The organism is Mumia flava, from assembly GCF_002797495.1.
Classification (GTDB): Bacteria; Actinomycetota; Actinomycetes; order Propionibacteriales; family Nocardioidaceae; genus Mumia; species Mumia flava.
In genome coordinates this window covers 14,661-32,425 of sequence record NZ_PGEZ01000005.1, presented here as the reverse complement: position 1 = coordinate 32,425, position 17,765 = coordinate 14,661, and the positions used below count along the sequence as shown (strand labels likewise).

General features: G+C 71.7%; 20 protein-coding genes. 11 read left to right on the top strand and 9 right to left on the bottom strand.

Annotated elements, in window-relative coordinates; translation table 11 throughout:
* Positions 1-380 precede the first annotated feature (380 nt).
* Positions 381-1,934, top strand: coding sequence for a M28 family metallopeptidase (locus CLV56_RS20415; protein WP_100415631.1), 1,554 nt, complete (start codon positions 381-383; stop codon positions 1,932-1,934).
* Between the two features lie 77 nt (positions 1,935-2,011).
* Here CLV56_RS20415 and CLV56_RS20410 read toward each other — a convergent pair whose 3' ends face one another.
* Entirely contained in the window at positions 2,012-2,752 is a 741-nt protein-coding gene (locus tag CLV56_RS20410; RefSeq protein ID WP_100415630.1) for a helix-turn-helix domain-containing protein, read from the bottom strand.
* Between the two features lie 76 nt (positions 2,753-2,828).
* Between CLV56_RS20410 and CLV56_RS20405 the strand changes: the two genes are divergently transcribed.
* Complete coding sequence (locus CLV56_RS20405) at positions 2,829-3,053, top strand: hypothetical protein (RefSeq protein WP_100415629.1); 225 nt, start codon at positions 2,829-2,831, stop codon at positions 3,051-3,053.
* A 117-nt stretch (positions 3,054-3,170) separates the two neighbouring features.
* Here CLV56_RS20405 and CLV56_RS20400 read toward each other — a convergent pair whose 3' ends face one another.
* Positions 3,171-3,629 (bottom strand): RrF2 family transcriptional regulator, encoded by a 459-nt coding sequence (locus tag CLV56_RS20400; RefSeq protein WP_100415628.1) that lies wholly within the window; start codon positions 3,627-3,629, stop codon positions 3,171-3,173.
* A 177-nt stretch (positions 3,630-3,806) separates the two neighbouring features.
* Between CLV56_RS20400 and CLV56_RS20395 the strand changes: the two genes are divergently transcribed.
* Positions 3,807-5,666, top strand: a complete 1,860-nt coding sequence (locus CLV56_RS20395; protein ID WP_100415627.1) for an acyl-CoA dehydrogenase — start codon at positions 3,807-3,809, stop codon at positions 5,664-5,666.
* Positions 5,667-5,792: 126 nt separating this feature from the next.
* Here the strand turns inward: CLV56_RS20395 and CLV56_RS20390 are convergent, their stop codons facing one another.
* Positions 5,793-6,182, bottom strand: coding sequence for a type II toxin-antitoxin system VapC family toxin (locus CLV56_RS20390; protein WP_100415626.1), 390 nt, complete (start codon positions 6,180-6,182; stop codon positions 5,793-5,795).
* Complete coding sequence (locus CLV56_RS20385) at positions 6,179-6,427, bottom strand: type II toxin-antitoxin system Phd/YefM family antitoxin (protein ID WP_100415625.1); 249 nt, start codon at positions 6,425-6,427, stop codon at positions 6,179-6,181. The genes CLV56_RS20390 and CLV56_RS20385 overlap by 4 nt, the downstream gene beginning before the upstream one ends.
* A 114-nt stretch (positions 6,428-6,541) precedes the next feature.
* Here CLV56_RS20385 and CLV56_RS20380 point away from each other — a divergent pair, with 114 nt between their 5' ends.
* Positions 6,542-7,240, top strand: a complete 699-nt coding sequence (locus tag CLV56_RS20380; RefSeq protein WP_157805246.1) for a hypothetical protein — start codon at positions 6,542-6,544, stop codon at positions 7,238-7,240.
* Positions 7,241-7,414: 174 nt separating this feature from the next.
* Complete coding sequence (locus CLV56_RS20375; RefSeq protein WP_100415623.1) at positions 7,415-7,618, top strand: hypothetical protein; 204 nt, start codon at positions 7,415-7,417, stop codon at positions 7,616-7,618.
* Here the strand turns inward: CLV56_RS20375 and CLV56_RS20370 are convergent.
* From CLV56_RS20370 to CLV56_RS20355, 4 genes are read right to left on the bottom strand one after another with little or no spacing between them, the layout of a single operon-like run.
* A complete protein-coding gene (locus CLV56_RS20370) occupies positions 7,587-8,405 on the bottom strand; it encodes a MerR family transcriptional regulator (RefSeq protein WP_100415622.1) in 819 nt (272 codons plus the stop codon). The genes CLV56_RS20375 and CLV56_RS20370 overlap by 32 nt on opposite strands.
* Positions 8,406-8,417: 12 nt before the next feature.
* Positions 8,418-9,179, bottom strand: coding sequence for an ABC transporter permease (locus CLV56_RS20365; RefSeq protein ID WP_100415621.1), 762 nt, complete (start codon positions 9,177-9,179; stop codon positions 8,418-8,420).
* A complete protein-coding gene (locus tag CLV56_RS20360) occupies positions 9,176-9,952 on the bottom strand; it encodes an ABC transporter ATP-binding protein (protein ID WP_100415620.1) in 777 nt (258 codons plus the stop codon). Before CLV56_RS20360 ends, CLV56_RS20365 begins: the two co-directional genes overlap by 4 nt.
* Before the next feature lie 46 nt (positions 9,953-9,998).
* On the bottom strand, positions 9,999-11,804 hold the full coding sequence (locus CLV56_RS20355) for an NHL domain-containing thioredoxin family protein (protein ID WP_100415619.1): 1,806 nt from the start codon (positions 11,802-11,804) through the stop codon (positions 9,999-10,001).
* A 52-nt stretch (positions 11,805-11,856) separates the two neighbouring features.
* On the opposite strand from CLV56_RS20355, the gene CLV56_RS20350 reads away from it, so the two are divergent.
* The 4 genes from CLV56_RS20350 (at position 11,857) to CLV56_RS20335 (ending at position 15,341) form a co-directional block, all read left to right on the top strand.
* Positions 11,857-12,396, top strand: a complete 540-nt coding sequence (locus CLV56_RS20350) for a TetR/AcrR family transcriptional regulator (RefSeq protein ID WP_100415618.1) — start codon at positions 11,857-11,859, stop codon at positions 12,394-12,396.
* 79 nt (positions 12,397-12,475) lie between these two features.
* Entirely contained in the window at positions 12,476-13,612 is a 1,137-nt protein-coding gene (locus tag CLV56_RS20345) for an ABC transporter permease (RefSeq protein ID WP_245858014.1), read from the top strand.
* The gene (locus tag CLV56_RS20340; protein WP_100415617.1) at positions 13,609-14,454 is read left to right on the top strand and encodes an ABC transporter ATP-binding protein; all 846 of its coding nucleotides are present in this window, start codon (positions 13,609-13,611) and stop codon (positions 14,452-14,454) included. The genes CLV56_RS20345 and CLV56_RS20340 overlap by 4 nt, the downstream gene beginning before the upstream one ends.
* Positions 14,451-15,341, top strand: coding sequence for an ABC transporter ATP-binding protein (locus CLV56_RS20335; RefSeq protein WP_211288246.1), 891 nt, complete (start codon positions 14,451-14,453; stop codon positions 15,339-15,341). The genes CLV56_RS20340 and CLV56_RS20335 overlap by 4 nt, the downstream gene beginning before the upstream one ends.
* 62 nt (positions 15,342-15,403) lie before the next feature.
* Here CLV56_RS20335 and CLV56_RS20330 read toward each other — a convergent pair whose 3' ends face one another.
* Positions 15,404-15,847 (bottom strand): SRPBCC family protein, encoded by a 444-nt coding sequence (locus CLV56_RS20330; RefSeq protein WP_100415616.1) that lies wholly within the window; start codon positions 15,845-15,847, stop codon positions 15,404-15,406.
* A gap of 145 nt (positions 15,848-15,992) precedes the next feature.
* On the opposite strand from CLV56_RS20330, the gene CLV56_RS20325 reads away from it, so the two are divergent.
* Positions 15,993-16,808 carry a maleylpyruvate isomerase family mycothiol-dependent enzyme gene (locus CLV56_RS20325; protein WP_157805245.1) on the top strand — a complete coding sequence of 272 codons (816 nt, stop codon included), beginning with the start codon at positions 15,993-15,995 and terminating at the stop codon, positions 16,806-16,808.
* Positions 16,805-17,752 carry an oxidoreductase gene (locus CLV56_RS20320; protein WP_100415614.1) on the top strand — a complete coding sequence of 316 codons (948 nt, stop codon included), beginning with the start codon at positions 16,805-16,807 and terminating at the stop codon, positions 17,750-17,752. Before CLV56_RS20325 ends, CLV56_RS20320 begins: the two co-directional genes overlap by 4 nt.
* The last annotated feature ends 13 nt before the right edge of the window (positions 17,753-17,765 follow it).

Genomic DNA, 17,765 nt, shown 5'->3' with positions numbered 1-17,765 from the left:
AGCGTCGCCGTGGCCACCAGCCCCGCAGCCACCACCGCCGCGGGGCGTGCCCAGCGCGCCGGGACCGACCGCGAGGAACGGCCGGCTACCGACCGGACGGCCGCGAGACGCGGCACGGGAACGGACACACGGGGGAGACGCAGTCGGCGCCAGGGCGGAGGCGCGGCGGCCTTCCTGTGGCGGGGGGAAGCCACGAAGACGTACCTTCCGTCGACGACAAGGACCTCGTGGCAGTGAACCACACCGGCCCAAGTGCGGCCAAGACCGGGCGCAATCGGACATTCCTCGTCCACAGGCCGACGGCTCGCCCCTGGCGCTCGGCACCATCCGTGCCTACTGTGAGCCGGGTCACAACCGGAACCACTCACAAGGAGGTCCACGTGCGACGATCACTGATCGCAGCCGCCTCGGCGGTCGCACTCGCCTTCGGCGCGGTTACCGCCGCCCCGGCGAGCGCCCACGACAGCAAGGACGGCCGCGGATACGGCCACCACGAGTCGCGGAGCGCGCAGAAGCTCACACGCGCCGTCACGGTCCGCGGGATCATGAAGCACCAGCGCGCGTTCCAGCGCATCGCCGACGCGAACGACGACAACCGCGCGTCCGGGCTCCCCGGCTACGACGCCTCCGTCGACTACGTGTCGAAGAAGCTCAGGCGCGCCGGCTACGACGTGACGGTGCAGCCGTTCACGTTCTCGTTCTTCCGCGAGCTGGCACCCGCCGAGCTCGAGCAGCTCTCCCCCACGCCGACCGACTACGAGACCGGCACCTTCGACTACTCCGGTGGCGGCGAGGTCACCGGCACCGTGGTCCCGATCGACGTCCAGGTGCCCGCCCCGGCCGAGCCGGGGGTCACCTCGGGCTGCGAGGCCGAGGACTTCGACCCCGCGCCGGCGGAGGACGCGGTCGCGCTGGTCCAGCGCGGGAGCTGCAACTTCTCCGTGAAGACGGACAACGCCGCCGCGGCCGGCTACGACGCGGTGATCATCTTCAACGAGGGGCAGCCCGGCCGCGACGGCCTGGTCGTCGGAACCCTCGGGGCACCTGCATCGATCCCGGTCGTCGGCCTCTCCTACGCCGACGGCGCCGCCCTGGTCGAGCAGGCCGAGGCGGGCGACGTCACCGTCCGGGTCAGCACCGAGGTCGAGGTCGACCCCGAGCGGACGACGTACAACGTGATCGCAGACCTGCCTGCGAAGAAGGGCCACCACAAGGGCAGCGGCAAGGGGAAGGGCAAGGGCTGGGGACACGGCCCCGCCAACCCCGACGAGGTCGTCGTCGTCGGCGCCCACCTCGACTCGGTCGCAGCCGGACCGGGCATCAACGACAACGGATCCGGCTCCTCGACGATCCTCGAGATCGCTGAGGAGATGGCGGACCTCAAGCTGACGAAGAAGCTGGTCCGTCCGGTGCGCTTCGCCTTCTGGGGCGCGGAGGAGGCCGGGCTGCTCGGCTCGGAGTACTACGTGGCCAACCTGTCGGACGAGGAGAAGGACGCGATCTACGCGAACCTCAACTTCGACATGCTCGGGTCGCCGAACTACGTCCGATTCGTCTACGACGGCGACGGCTCCGACACCCCCGAGGCCGGACCGGAGGGGTCGGCGCAGATCGAGCAGATCTTCACCGACTACTTCGACGGCGAGGGACTGGCGAGCGAGCCGACCGCGTTCGACGGGCGCTCCGACTACGGCCCGTTCATCGCCGAGGGCATCCCGGCGGGCGGCCTGTTCTCGGGCGCCGAGGGGGTCAAGACCGAGGAGCAGGCGGACGAGTACGGCGGGACCGCGGGTGAGCCGTACGACCCGTGCTACCACCAGGCCTGCGACACGATCGACAACCTGAGCGCCGACGCGCTCGACGAGCTCGGCGACGCCGCGGCCCACGCGGTGGCGACGCTGACGACGTCGAAGGAGGGCCTGGGCACCTCCTGACGCGCGACGTCACGACGTCACGACGTCACGACGAGGACCGTGGGTCGCTCCCGAGCCGGGCGCGGCCCACGGTCACGTCAGTCGACCCGGCGGACGGCGAGCAGCGCTTCGGCCAGGTCGCCGGTCGCCTCCTCACCGATCGCGTCGCCGAGCAGGCCGACGAACGCACCCGTGAGCGCGTCCTCGGCGTTGCGCCACCGCACGTCGTCACCAGGCCGCGCGACCTTCTGCGCAGCCTCGATCTCCTCCGGCTTCCACCCGAGACTGCCCATCCCCTCCGCGCCCGCACGCGGGTCGACGAGCATCGCCCGGAACACCGGAAGCCCGACGAGCGCAAGGGCTCCGAAGTACAGACCGCCGCGGATCTCGCGCACGACGTTGGCGCTGTGGACGACCCGGGCGGGGACGTCGTCGGGTCGCGGCAGCCGCGCGAATGCCATCGCGAGCGGCGCCGGACCCAGCGTGGTCTCGTCCACGACCCGCTCCAGCAGGTCGGCCGCCCGCGCCGCCGCCTCGTCGTCGACGACGTTCTCGCGAGCCCAGCGATGGCTCACGTCGACGTACGACTCCACCGCGTCGGCGCAGACGACGTCCGGGGTCCGCGACCAGATCGACTCGACGACGCGGCGGGGGAAGATGCCCAGGACGTCCTCGGCCGTGTCCACCGAGACGTCCCCGAGCACGCCGACCCGACCGCGGAAGTACAGCGCCGCCGACGGCATCCCGGCCTCCTTCGACGTCGATCGGATGAGCGAAGAGGTCATGAAGGCGCTGCCGAGCTTGTCCAGGGCATCGCGCCAGGGGTCACGCGTCGTCATGCCGGTAACCTAGCGGTGGCCCGGCCCACCCCGTCGTACGCCTCTCCGTGCGAGTTCCCCCCGAGGAGTCCCACCCGTGACCGTGATCCGCCTGCTCGCGGCCAACGTCGTTCTGCTCGTCGCCTGGGTCGGGGTCCTCCTGCTGCTCGGCTCCCGACTCGGACCTCTGGAGCTCGGCCTGCTCGTGCTGGGCGTGGTGACGTCGTCGGTGCTCGTGTCCCGCCGGATCCTCGGCCGTGACGGCAACGACCCACGGCTGGTCACGGTCTCGCTGCCGCCCTCGGTGCCCGAGGAGTCCTGACGTCGCGCGACGCCTCCGCGCGACGCCTCCGCGCGACGCCTCCGCGCGACGCCTCCGCGCGACGGGACCGCGCGACGGGACCGCGCCCCCGGCATCTGACGCGCCGCCGCGCCGTCGTCAGTGTGGCTGCCAGGCGTCCTCGTCGGTGGTCAGCTCCTCCACCGCGTCCGGGAGCGCACCCGCGACGAGGTGCGCGATCGTGACCGACTCGAAGACCTCGCGCAGGCTGGCACGGGCAGCGATCCAGACGTGCTGGAGCACCTCGGCCGACCCGCTGTAGGTCACCGCCTCCGGCCGGAGGCCGTACACGCTGACCAGCGGCCCGTCCACGGCGCGGACCACGTCGGCGACGGTGATGGACTCGGCGTCACGAGCGAGCCGCCAGCCCCCGGACTGACCGCGCTGGCTCACGACGACACCGGCGCGGCGCAGGTCGGCGAGGATCGCCTGGAGGAAGCCGTGCGGGATGTCCTGCTGCCTCCCGATCTCCTCCGCCGAGACCGGCCCGTCCTCGGCGCGACCGGCGATCTCGATCAGACCGCGCAGCGCGTAGTCCGCCTTCGTCGACACCCGCATGGCCCCATGATCCCAGACAGGTCGACCTGGTCGAGTGAGCAACCCGGTTCACTCGACTTCTCGACCAATCCGCGACCCGGGCTTGCGTGGGTTACCGACGAGTAGGACACTGGAGTTACTGACCAGTAGAACTGCCGGTTCACGTACGGACCGGCACCACACCAAGGACGGGTCGCCGTGGGCCACTACAAGAGCAATCTCCGCGACATCGAGTTCAACCTCTTCGAGGTGTTCGGCCGTGACGAGGTCCTCGGCCAGGGACCGTTCGAGGACGTCGACGTCGAGACCGCGAAGAGCATCCTGAGCGAGATCGACCGGATGGCGCGCGAGGACCTCGCGGAGTCGTTCGCCGACGCCGACCGCAACCCGCCGGTCTTCGACCCGGAGACGAGCACCGCACCGGTGCCGGCCGCGTTCAAGAAGAGCTACCGGACCTGGATGGACAGCGGCTACTGGCGGCTCGGCACGATGGCCGAGCTCGGCGGGACCCTGGCCCCGTCCAGCATCAACTGGGCGCTCGGCGAGATGGTCCTCGGCGCCAACCCGGCGATCTGGATGTACGGCGCCGGTCCGATGTTCGCCGGTGTGGTCCACCGCAACGGCACCGAGCGGGACCGCACGATCGCGCAGCACATGGTCGAGCGCGAGTGGGTCTCGACCATGGTGCTGACCGAGCCCGACGCCGGTTCGGACGTCGGCGCCGGCCGCACCAAGGCGTACCTCCAGGAGGACGGCACCTGGCACATCGAGGGTGTCAAGCGCTTCATCACCTCGGCGGAGAGCGATCTGTCCGAGAACATCATCCACCTCGTGCTCGCGCGGCCGGTCGGCATCGAGGGCGCCGGCGGCCCGGGGACGAAGGGGCTGAGCCTCTTCATCGTCCCGAAGTACGGCTTCGACCTCGAGACCGGCGAGCTGGACGGCACCCGCAACGGCGCGTACGTCACCAACGTCGAGCACAAGATGGGGATCAAGGTCTCCAACACCTGCGAGGTCACCTTCGGCGACGGCGCGCCGGCCAAGGGCTGGCTGCTGGGCGAGGTGCACGACGGGATCGCGCAGATGTTCCAGGTGATCGAGAACGCCCGGATGATGGTCGGCACCAAGGCCATCGCGACCCTGTCGACCGGCTACCTCAACGCGCTCGACTTCGCGAAGGAGCGCGTCCAGGGCGCCGACATGCTCGACCCGGCGAAGGACGCCCCGCGCGTCACGATCACCCATCACCCCGACGTGCGTCGCTCGCTGATGACCCAGAAGTCGTTCTCCGAGGCGCTGCGCTCACTGGTGATCTACACCGCGACCTGGCAGGACCAGGTGATGCTGGCCGAGGCGAAGGGTGAGCGCGACGAGCTGGCCGAGCGGGTCAACGACCTGCTGCTCCCGATCGTCAAGGGGTACGGCTCGGAGCGTTCGTGGGTGCTCCTCGGCACCGAGTCGCTGCAGACGTTCGGCGGGTCGGGCTTCCTGCAGGAGTACCCGATCGAGCAGTACGTCCGCGACGCGAAGATCGACACCCTGTACGAGGGCACGACCGCCATTCAGGGCCAGGACCTGTTCTTCCGCAAGATCGTGAAGGACCAGGGCCAGGCGATCGCGCACGTCGCTCAGGAGATCCAGGCGTTCATCGGCTCCGAGGCCGGCAACGGACGGCTCAAGCAGGAGCGCGAGCTGCTCGCGAAGGGCCTCGAGGACGCGCAGGGCCTGCTCGGTGTCGTCTTCGGCCAGATGATGTCGGCGAACCCGGCCGACGGTGGCGACCCGAAGAACGTCTACAAGGTCGGGCTCAACACGACCCGCCTGCTGATGGCGCTCGGCGACGTCGTGTGCTCGTGGCTGCTGCTGCGCGGCGCCGAGGTCGCGCTCAAGGCGCTCGACGCAGGCGGCGTGTCCGAGTCGGACCGGCACTTCTACGAGGGCAAGGTCGCGGCGGCCCAGTGGTTCGCCCGTCAGGTCCTCCCGAAGCTCGCCGCCGAGAAGGCGATCGCCGAGGTTACCGACCTCGACGTGATGGAGCTCGACGAGGCCGCTTTCTGAGCGAGCACCGCCAGAGCGAGCACGGCACACGCGTGAGCGCGTAGCCCGCACGCATGACGACGCCCCGTCCGGTACCGCCGGGCGGGGCGTCGGCGCGTACGGCGCTCTGACGATCACCTGCCGGTGTCAGCGGAGGACGGACGCGGCGGCCGCCGCGAGCTGCCCGTCGTACGTCACCAGAGGGACCTGCCGCTCCCGGGCAAGGTGCAGGTAGGCAGCGTCGTACGCCGAGAGGTTGTGCTCGACGGCGATCGCTGCGAGCCCGACGGGGCTCGGATGCTCGGCCACCACCGAGATCGGCAGGCGCCCGAGCCCACCCAGGACCGAAGCAAGATCCGTCGGGTCGATCCGCCCGCGTCGCACCGCGGAGACCGCGGCGTTCGCCACCTCGAACAAGAAGATCGAGGGCACGACGGCGCGCGCGCCACCCTGGAACGCGTCACGCACACCGCCGGGGTCCTCGTCCTCGAAGATCAGCGACAACGCCGCGGACGCGTCGAGCACGAACTCGGTCAACGGCGCCCCTCGGCGATCATGGCGCGGACCGACGGGTCCCCGGGGCGGCGCGGGACCCGCTGCCGGTGGAGCTCGTCGAGCACGACGTCGATCGGTGTGGTCGACGTGTCCACTCCGATCAGCCGCGCGACGGGTCGGCCGTGCTTGGTGATCGTCACGATCGAACCCGCCTCGACCTCCTCGAGGAGGTAGGAGAGCCGGGTCTTGGCCTCGTACGCACCCACTTCGATCTCCTGTGCCGTCATACGACGAGACTAGTCTTCGACTAGTCGGTACGTCAACGCCGACTTCTGCCCGTGCACGCGGAGCCGCGTGCTCGAGCGCCCGCGCCGACGCCCGCCGGGACTAGAGTCGGAGGCGTGTCCATGCCACCGCCGGCGCAGCCGCCCGCGGAGCCGCCCGCGCAGCCGCGAGGGTCCGCGACCGGCCCGCCACGCCGGCGGCCCGCGGCCGGCTGGTACGCGGTCGGGGCGGTGATCGCCACCCTCGGCGTGATCGGCGCCCTCGCCCTGGGGGTCGGCACCCTCGTGATCGCGGTCTCCGCGAGGCCGGAGCCGGTCGGACCGGCCGGGACGTTCACGATGCCGCGCGGCGACCTCGCCGTGTGGGTTCGCGCGGACGGGCTCGAGCGCATGACCGACCGGATCGACGGCATGCCGTCCGGGATGCCCGGCGACGGGAGCGACCCGAGCGACGGCGGCCCGACCGGCGCCGAGCTCGGCGTCACCTGCATGGTCGCCCCGAGCGGGGACGCGACGCTGGCGACCGAGGTTCCCGCCCTCCGCTACGACCGCGCGGAGTTCGACGACTGGCACCTGGTGGCGGTGCTGCCACAGGCGGATGCGCGCCACTTCGCCGGAGACAAGATGCAGATCGCGTGCTCGTCGCGAACGCCACTGCTCGCGGAGGCGGAGTGGGCGACCGGGTCGAAGCCGGCCCTGCTCTGGCTGATCGTGCTGATCGGCGGTGCGTTCCTCGTCGGGGTCGGCGGGCTGGCCGTCGGCGCGGTCGCCGCGCTCGTGGTGTGGCTCCTCCGCCGCCGGTCCGCAGCTGCCTGACCGGCCCGTACCGCGAGGTGCTCGTCCGCCGCTGATCCGTGCCCTGCGCCCCGCCCGCCCGTCCGCGATCCGGGCAGTCCGGGGAGGAATCACTCCTCCGCTTCTTCCCCGGATCGCCCGCATCGCGGACGGGCGGGTTGGTTAGGCTTACCTAGGTCGCGTAGCATCCCCCGCGTGGGGAAGAAGAAGCAGAGCACGAAGGGCAAGAAGAAGCTGCCCAAGATCGAGTGCTGCGTGTCCAAGTCCCGCTGCGGCCGGTGTCCGATCCGCATGCTGAAGGACGGCAATCTCCCCGACGGCTACACCGTCAAGAAGCGTCGCCTCGTCCGCGTCGACGGCAAGAAGGTCACGAAGAAGCGGCTCGCGAAGGCCGCGTGACCTGCTCCGTCGTCGCCGGGTCCGGCGCGATCCGCTCGAGCTTCGTCCACCCTGTCCAGCCCCGCTCCTCGAGGAGTTCCAGCACGCGCGGCGCGATCGGCACCGACTCCAGGAACACGGTGTCGAGCAGGTCGACCAGCTCGTCGGAGAACGCGAACTCCTCTTCGTGGTCGTCCCACGACTGGTCGCTCGAGCTGATGCTGGTGACGAGCGTGTCGACCAGGACCGGCAGCCGCGGATCGTCGGGACTCCACTCGATCGCCTCGCTGAGGTCCCGGTAGAGGTCGACCACCATCGGCTCGTCGAGCTGCGCCGACTTGAGCGCCATCATCGTCGCCATCTGGTCGGGCAGCTGGGCCGCGACGAGGATCCATGCGTCCCGCTCGCCCACGACCATCTTCTCCGGGATGCCCAGCGCGCGGAGCCGGTCGAGGTACGCCACCACCTCGGGCGGGAGCGCGAGGCTCTCCCCCGCCGCGAGCTGGGCGATCTGCGTCCGGTGCCGCTGTCGCTCGCGGATCTCCGCGCGCAGACGCCTGTCGATGTCGGCGACCGCGGCGGCGAACTCCTCGTCGTCCGCGTCGAGCAGCTCCTTGACGCGCGACAAAGGCACACCCGCGCCTGCCAGAGTGCGGATCCGGATCAGGTCCACCACGGCGGCGGCGTCGTAGCGTCGGTAGCCGGAGTGGTCACGGTCGGGCTCCTGCAGCAGACCCTTCGCGTGGTAGTGCCGCACGGCCCGCACCGTCACCCCCGCGTACGACGCGAGCTGGCTGATCGTGAGCACTCCGGCCTCCCCTCAGGCGATCTTGCGGTGGTACGTCGACACGGCCAGAGCGTAGGCGACGACGAGGATCCCCACGCACCACGCGAGCGCGACCCACACGTCGTTGCCGACCGGCTGCCCGTCGAACAGCGCCCGGATCGTGTCGACGATCGACGTCACCGGCTGGTGCTCGGCGAACGCCCGGACGGGCGCGGGCATCGAGTCCGTCGGCACGAAGGCGGAGCTGACGAACGGCAGGAAGATCAGCGGGTACGAGAACGCGCTGGCGCCCTCGACCGAGCTGGCCGTCAGGCCCGGGATCACGGCGAGCCAGGTGAGCCCGAGCGTGAAGAGGCCGAGGATGCCGGCGACGGCGAGCCACGCGAGCACACCGGCGCCCGTACGGAAGCCCATGAGCAGAGCGACGAGGACGACGACGACGAGCGAGACCGTCGTCGCGACCACGGAGGTCAGGACGTGGGCCCACAGCACCGCCGACCGTGCGATCGGCATCGACTGGAACCGCGCGACGATGCCGCCCTTGAGGTCCAGGAAGAGCCGGTACGCGGTGTAGGAGATGCCGGACGCGATCGTGATGAGCAGGATCCCGGGGAGCAGGTAGTCGACGTACTCCTCGGTGCCCGTGTCGATCGCCCCGCCGAAGACGTACACGAACAGCAGCATCATCGCGATCGGGATCACCGCGGTGGTGATGATCGTGTCCGGGCTGCGCCCCACGTGACGCAAGGACCGGCCGGTGAGGGTGGCGGTGTCGCCGAGGAACTGGGTGGTCATCGTGACTCCTGGCTGTTGTCGCTCGTGCTGGTGATGGCGAGGAAGATCTCCTCGAGGGACGGCTGCTTCTCGACGTAGGTGACCTCCGCGGGCGGGAACAGCTGCTTCAGCTCCGCCAGCGTCCCGTCGGCGATGATGCGTCCCTCGTGCAGGATCGCGATCCGGTCGGCGAGCTGCTCGGCCTCCTCGAGGTACTGGGTGGTGAGGAGCACGGTCGTGCCGTTCGCGGCCAGCTCCTTGACGGCCTGCCACACCTCGATCCGTGCCTGCGGGTCGAGCCCGGTGGTCGGCTCGTCGAGGAACACGACCGGCGGGTCGCCGATCAGGCTCATGGCGATGTCGAGCCGACGCCGCATGCCGCCGGAGTACGTCCCGACGCGTCGGTCGGCGGCGTCGGTGAGCGAGAAGCGTACGAGCAGCTCCGCGACGACGGCGCGGGGCTGGGGGACGCGCCGCAGCCGAGCGACGAGCGCGAGGTTCTCGCGGCCGGTGAGGATCTCGTCGACCGCCGCGAACTGTCCGGTCAGGCTGATCGACTCGCGCACGCGCGCGGGCTGGGTCGCGACGTCGAAGCCGCACACCGTGGCTGTGCCGGCGTCGGCGGCGAGCAGGGTGGAGACGATCGTGATCGTCGTGGTCTTGCCCGCTCCGTTGGAGCCGAGCAGTGCGTAGATGCTCCCCGGGGCGACGGCGAGGTCGACCCCCCGGAGCACCGTCAGCTCGCCGAAGGACTTCTCGAGCCCGGCGATCTCGATGGCTGGTTGCGTGGTCATGCGAACAGCATCGAGGGTTGACGCTACGTCAGGGTCAAGCGCGAATTCAGGACGCGCCTCCGAGCGGCAGATCGATGCGCGCGTCGGCACCCTCGACCAGCCGTACGGGCACGCCCCAGTCCTGCTGGTGCACGTGGCAGGCGGCGCCGGGAGCGTCGCCGTCGTCGCAGGATGCGGCCATCGCCGCGACGTGCAGCACCCCGTCGCCGACGGCCGCATCGAGCACCAGCCGGCGGCGCAGGTCGGTCCCGCTCCCCTCTCCCTCGCGCAGCAGCGCCGGCGGGGTCGCGGTCACCACCAGGCGCGACGACGGGCCGAACCGGTCGTCGAGATGCTGCCCCGGCGGCGGCGTGAAGGCGACGACCAGCTCCACCGCACCGGGCGCCACGTCGGTGACGGGTCGGCCGGTGACGTGCGACGAGCCCGACGCGGTCGCGGTCGCGTCGAGCCGGACGGTGACGAGGCGGTGCGCCGCGGACTCGACCACGAGGACCGAGCGGCCGTCGGCACCCACGAGCAGCCCCGACGGCTCCGCGAGCCCGGTGGCGAGCGTGCTCACGACGCCGCTGGTCGGGCCGTAGCGTCGGACCGCTCCGTTGTACGTGTCGGCGATGCCGACCGAGCCGTCCGGCAGCACCGCGACACCGAGGGGGTGCTGGAGCAGCGCGTCGGCGGCCGGTCCGTCGGTGAAGCCGAAGTCGAACAACCCGGACCCGATCACCGTCTCGACCCGGAGGTCGTCGTCGCCGACGCTGCCCCCGTGGCGGCCCGTCCCGTCGACCACGACGCGGCGCAGTGCGCTCGTCTCCGAGTCCGCGACCCACAGCACGTCACCGTCCGGAGCCAGCCGCGACGGCTGGGCGAACCACGCCTCGGCCGGCAGCCCGTCGACCAGACCCTCGTTCGTCGTGCCCGCGGCCACGGCGACGACGCCCGTGCGCGGGTCGTACGTCCAGAGCTGGTGGATCCCGGCCATCGCGATCCACACGCGGTCGCGCCACCACGCCACGTCCCACGGCGACGACAGCGAGGTGGTGCCGTCGCCCTGCATCCACGCGCGCCCGTCGCCCGCGAGCACCGTCGTGCTCCCGTCGTCGAGCGCGAGCCCGACCAGGCGGTGGTCGACGGTGTCGGCGACCACCACGTCGTACGGGAGGTCGCGCCGGACCTCGTCGGGCAGCAGCAGGAGGCCGTTGGGCTCGCGGAACCCGCCGTACCGCCGCTGGACCGTCGACCCGTCCGCGTCCAGCTCGACGAGCTCGCCGTGGCCGGCGTCGGCGACGAGCACAGAGCCCTCCGGCAGCCGGACCGCGCTCGCGGGAAAGCGCAGGTCGCCGGGCTCCTCGACCGGCGGGACGTACGGGGAGGCGCCGCGCGTCAGCGTCCCGCGCTCCTCGTAGTGCGGGACCAGCTCCTCGAGCAGCGCGTCGATCGCGTGCACGTGGCCCTCCCCGGCGTACTGCGCGACGACGTAGCCCTCGGGGTCGACGAGCACGAGCGTCGGCCACGCCCGCGCGGTGTAGGCCTGCCAGGTCACGAGCTCCGGGTCGTCCAGGACCGGGTGGTGCACGCCGTACCGCTCGACCGCCGCGAGCAGCGCGTCCGGGTCGGCCTCGTGCTCGAACTTCGGCGAGTGCACGCCCACCACGACCAGCGCGTCGGCGTACTTCTCCTCCAGCGGCCGCATCTCGTCCAGGACGTGCAGGCAGTTGATGCAGCAGAAAGTCCAGAAGTCCAGCAGGACGAAGCGTCCGCGCAGGTCAGCGATGTCGTACGCCGCGCCGCCGGTGTTGAGCCAGCCACGGCCGACGAGCTCGGGAGCGCGGACGCGGGGCAGGGTCGAGCCGTTCACCGCACCAGTGTGCCAGCGCGTACCCGGGGGTCCGCGCGGCTAGGGTCGAGGCGTGAACGCCGATCGGCAGACCGCGATCCTGGAGGCGGCGCGCCAGCAGTTCGCGCGGCACGGGTACGCAGGGTCGACGATCCGGTCGATCGCCGCCGAGGCCGACGTGGACCCCGCGCTCGTGATGCACTACTTCCGCACCAAGGACGCGCTGTTCGCCGCCACGCTCGATCAGGCCTCGGCGCTGATCGACGGGGTCGCGGCCGCCCTCGAGGGGCCGCGCGACGGGCTCGCGGAGCGCCTCGCCCGCGCGTACCTCGGAGCCTGGGAGGCTCCCCAGACGTCGCTCACCCTCCTGTCGGTCGCCCGATCCGCCCTGTCGTCGCCGGTCGCCGCGCAGATCGTGCGCCAGATGCTCGAGGGCCGGCTGCTGGCCCGGCAGACGACGGTGCGCCCGGAGCGACTCAACCTCGTCGGTGCCCAGCTGTTCGGGATCGCCACCGCCCGCTACGTGCTGCGAACCGAGCCACTCGCCTCGATGACGCTCGACGAGGTGGTCGTCACCATCGCTCCCGCGCTGCACGCACTGCTCGTGGACTGATCCGCGACACGCCTGCGACCTGCTTCAACACCTGTTGACCACGACCACGGTACGCCGTAGCGTGACGAGCGTGAGAGCGATGATCGTCAAGGAGTTCCGCGAGCTCGTCCGCGACCGCCGGACCCTCGCGATGCTGATCGCCCTGCCGCTGCTGTTCCTCATCATCTTCGGCTACGCCGCGAACTTCTACGTCTCCGACGTGCAGACCGCCGTGGTCGGACCGCAGGCGACCAAGGTCGCGTCGCAGCTGCCGGGCCTCTTCGACGTGGAGGTGACCGAGTCCGGCGACGACAAGGCCGACGCCGAGCAGCTGCTCCAGGACAACACCGTCGACGTCGCGTTCGTCACCGGCGAGCAGCCGATGGTCGCGCTGGTCGACGGATCGAACCTGTTCGCCGCCCAGTCGGCCGTGGCAGCGCTCAACAAGATGGGCGACTCGGTCCAGACCGACGTCCTCTACAACCCCGACCTCAAGACGTCGTGGGTGATGGTCCCCGCGATCATCGGGCTGATCCTCACCTTCATCGGCACGATCATCACGAGCATCGGGCTGGTCCGGGAGCGTGAGGCCGGCACGCTCGAGCAGCTCGCGGTGATGCCGATCAAGCCGAGCACGGTCATCCTGGGCAAGATCACCCCGTACTTCCTGCTCGCCGGCCTCGACATGATCGTCGTGACGGTCCTCGGGATCGTGCTGTTCGACGTGCCGTTCAACGGCAACGTCGTCACGTTCGCGCTCGGTGCCGCGATCTTCCTCTTCGTCGTGCTCGGTCTCGGTGTGCTGATCTCGACCGTCTCGAACACCGCCGGGCAGGCGATCCAGACCGCGATGTTCGTGCTGCTGCCGCAGATCCTGCTGTCCGGGATGATCTTCCCGCTCGACGCGATGGCGGCGGGCGTCCGCTGGATCGGCTACCTGCTCCCGCTGACCTACTTCACGATCATCTCCCAGGGCACGATGCTCCGCGGCGCCTCCCTCGAGTCGATGTGGTACGCCTACGTCATCCTCGCGGTGATGGCGGTCGTCGTGTTCACGGCCGCGACCCTGCGGTTCCGGCGGGACCTCGCCCCCGGCGGCGGTTCCGACGGCAGCGGTTCCGACGACGCTGCGTCCGACGACGGAGCGGCGGGCGACGGAGCGGCCGAAGACGGAGTGGCGGACGACGGCGCGGACAGTGCCGAGGCCGGCACGACGCCGAGGGAGAGCGCGCCGTGACGTTCGGTCTGGACGCCGTCACGGTGTCGTACGGCGAGGTCCGCGCGCTGGACGACGTGACCGTCGCGGCACCGCCAGGATCGGTGGTCGCGCTCGTCGGCGGCGACGGCGCGGGCAAGTCGACCGCCCTGCGCGCCCTGGTCCGCGAGGTCGTGCCGGACTCGGGGCGCGTCCGCTCCCCCGCGAAGCCGCAGATCGGGTTCCTCCCCGCGTCGGCGGGGAGCTGGGCCGCGCTCACCGTTCGTCAGAATCTCGACTTCGCCGCCCGGACGTACGGCCTCGAGGGCGACCGGCTGGAGAAGCGCCGCACCGAGCTGCTCGAGACCGCCGGGCTGACGGGGGCGGCCGACCGGCTCGCGTCCCAGCTGTCCGGCGGCATGCGGCGCAAGCTCGGATTCTGCATGGCCATCGCGCACCAGCCCGAGCTCGTCGTGCTGGACGAGCCCAGCACCGGCGTCGACCCGGTCAGCCGGATCGACCTGTGGCGCCTGATCTCCGAGGCCGCCGCGGCCGGCACCGCGGTCGTGATGTCGACGACGTATCTCGACGAGGCCGAGCGTGCGGCGCATCTCGTGGTCCTCGACGGCGGCTCCGTGCTGGTCCAGGGATCGTACGACGAGGTGCGCGCCGGCTTCTCCGGGACGATCACCCGCGCCGCGGACGCGACGCGGCCCGCGTGGTCGTGGCGACGCGGACGCGAGCGGCACGAGTACTGGCCCGCCGCCGATCCACCGCACGACCTCGCGGTCGTCGACCCGGACCTCGAGGACATCGTGATCGCGCTCTCGCTGGCCGGTTCGGTCGAGCCGGGCACGCCGGACGGACAGGGCGGCGCGTCGTGACGGCGAGCGCGACCGGCCAGGTGATCGAAGCCGTCGACGTCACCCGGCGGTTCGGGTCGTTCACCGCGGTGGACGACGTCTCGATGCACGTCGAGGCCGGCGAGGTGGTCGGGCTGCTCGGCGCGAACGGCGCGGGCAAGACGACGTTGATGCGGATGCTCCTCGGGCTGCTCCCGACCTCCGAGGGCAGGACCCGGATCCTCGGCGGCTCCCCGAGCCGTGCGCGCCGACGCCGGGTCGGCTACGTCCCGCAGAACCTCGGGCTCTATCGCGACATGACCGTGCGGGAGAACCTCGAGTTCGTCTCCGCCACGTACGGAAGCGCGGTCCCGCCGCTGCCCGACGAGCTCTCCGCGTTCGCGAGGGTGCTGGTGGGTGACCTCCCGCTCGGCACGCAGCGCCAGATCGCGTTCCTCGCGGCGCTGTCCCACGCGCCGGAGGCGGTGCTGCTCGACGAGCCGACCTCGGGCGTGGACGCCCTCTCCCGGGCGCGGCTGTGGGACACGATCCGCGGGCAGTCCGACGCGGGCGTCGGTGTGCTCGTGACGACGCACTACATGCAGGAGGCGCAGCAGTGCGACCGCCTGCTGCTCATGGCAGGCGGCCGCCTGGTCGCGCAGGGCAGCGAGGCCGACGTGATCGGATCGACCCGGGCGCTCGCGGTGCGGACCGGCGACTGGGCGGCGGCGTTCGCGGCGCTGAACGCCTCCGGCGCCGCCGTGATCCTCGACGGCCGGGCGGTCCGGGTCGCCGACGCCGATCGCGACGAGATCGCGCGCGTCCTGCGCGAGGCCGACGTCGACGCGGAGATCGACGCCGTCCCGGCCACGATCGAGGAGCGGATGCTCGTGCTCGCCCGCGAGGCGAAGGCCGCCACCACCGGCTGAGTCGGCACCGCCGGTCGAGGGACGCACCGCCGGTCGAGCCCGTCGAGGCCGGGCCCGCCTGGCTACCGGCTCGGCGTCAGGCGCTCGAGTGCAGCGGTCATGTCGCGGACGACCTCGTCGCCGATCCGCTCGAACACGACCTTCATGACCGGGTCCATCAACCGGGTGAGCCCGCTGAGCTCGATCTCGGCGACGTAGGTGATCCGTGAGCCCTCGCCGTTCGGCGTCACGGTGATCCGGTCGGTGGAGGTCGCGGACTTGTTGACGCCGACGAACACGAGCCTCTCGTCCGTGCGCTCCTGCAGGGTGTACTCGAGGGACGTGCTGACGCCGTAGATCTTCGACTCGTTGAACCAGCTGGACCCCACGCCGATCGGCCCGTCGTCGTTGCGCACGCACCGCTGCGTCCCCGGGTCCCACTCCTGGGCGTGCGCGAAGTCCTCGAGGTACTCCAGCGCCGCGGCGGGCGGGACGGCGACGTCGAACGTCCGGCTGATGGTCGGCATGACACCACGGTAGGGCGGATCGGGCGTCCCCGCCGTACGCGGTGCACGGGGCGATGCGCTCCGTACGGGGCGGGCCGGGACCGTGCGGCCACGCAGGACGAGAGGGCCTACCCGCGCGTCACGTCCGCCGCCTAGGCTGACGCAGGTGACTGAGACGACATCGAACCCCCTGCAGCTGTTCGTGGATGCCTGGGCGGAGTCCGCCGACCGGACGGTCGCTCTCCTCCGCGAGCTCTCCGACACCGACTGGGGGACCCTGACCGGCTGCCCGGGCTGGCGCGTACGGGAGGTCGTTGCTCATCTGGCGGCCGTCGAGGCCGAGCTGGCCGGCGGCGACGGGCCGTCCGACGTCGTGATCACCGGAGCGGAGATGGGCAGCGCCTACGTCGAGGCCGGGGTCGCGCAGCGTGCGGAGGTCAGCACCGTCGGCCTCGTCGACGAGCTGGCCGAGGCCGTCGAGGCCCGCCGCAAGGCGCTGGCCCCCGCCCCGACGGAGCCGGCCTCGCCCGCGGACCACAGCCCCGGTGGCTCCGGCTGGACCTGGGAGGTCCTGCTGCGCAACCGCGTCATCGACATGTGGGTCCACGAGCAGGACATCCGTCGCGCGGTGGGTCGGCCGGGCGGCTACGACGGAGCCGCGGCCCAGATCGTCACCCAGGTGTTCACGATGGCGATCCCCTTCGTGGTCGGCAAGCGCGTCGGCGCCGACCCGGGCACCACCGTGGTCCTCGAGATCACCGGCGACGTCGCCCGGACGATCGCCGTGGGGGTGTCCGACGACGGACGTGCGCGGCCCCTCGACGGCCCACCGGCCGAGCCGGACGTGACGCTGGAGCTGGACGTGGACACGTTCATCACGCTCGCGACGGGCCGGCGAGCACTGCGTCCGGCGACCCTGTCGTGGACCGGGGACCAGCGCCTGGCGGGCGCCGTGCTGGCCAACCTCGCCGTGACGCCGTGAGCGTCCCCCCGACCTGGACGACCGACGACATCGGCGACCTCTCCGGACGCCGGGCCGTGGTCACCGGCGTGACCGGTGGACTGGGCTGGTCCACGGCGTACGAGCTCGCCAAGCACGGTGCGGAGGTGGTCGCGGCCGGGCGGGACCTGGCCAAGGTCGACGACGCGCTCACGGACCTGCGTACGCAGCTCCCCGACGCGTCCCTCGACTCCGTGCAGCTCGACCTCGCCGACCTCGACTCGGTCGAGGAGGCGGCCGAGACGCTGCTCGCGGACGGCCAGCCGATCCACGTCCTGGTGAACAACGCCGGGATCATGGCGACGCCGCAGCGCAGCTCGGCCCAGGGCTACGAGCTCCAGATGGCGACGAACCACCTCGGGCACTTCGCGCTCACCGCGCGGCTGTGGCCGCGGCTGGTCGACTCGTCCGCGCGGGTCGTGTCGGTGTCGTCGCTGATGCACACCTTCGCGCGCCGGATCGATCTGCGCGGCCTCGAGCCCGGCGCACCGCTCGGGCGATACGAACGCTGGTCGGTCTACGCGCAGTCGAAGCTGGCGAACCTCCAGTTCGCGCTCGAGCTCGACCGGCGTGCGCGAGCCGCGGGCGCACCGGTGACGAGCGTCGCGGCTCATCCCGGATACGCGCACACCAACCTCCAGACGACCGGTCCGCAGCTCGGGGGCGTCACGCTCCAGACCCGGCTGGTCGACCTCGTCACGAGGATCGTCAGTCAGCCGGCGCACGCCGGCGCGTGGCCGCTGGAGCGGGCCGCGACCGAGCCCGGGCTGCCCGGAGGGTCGTACGTCGGGCCGTCGCGGATGCGTCAGATGCGGGGGGCACCGAGGCTCGTGGGGATGACCGCGGCTGCGCGCGACACGGAGCAGGCCGCCGCGTTGTGGGCCGCGTCGGAGCGGGCCGCCCACGTGGACTTCGCGCCGGCGTAGGGCTGCGTCGCCG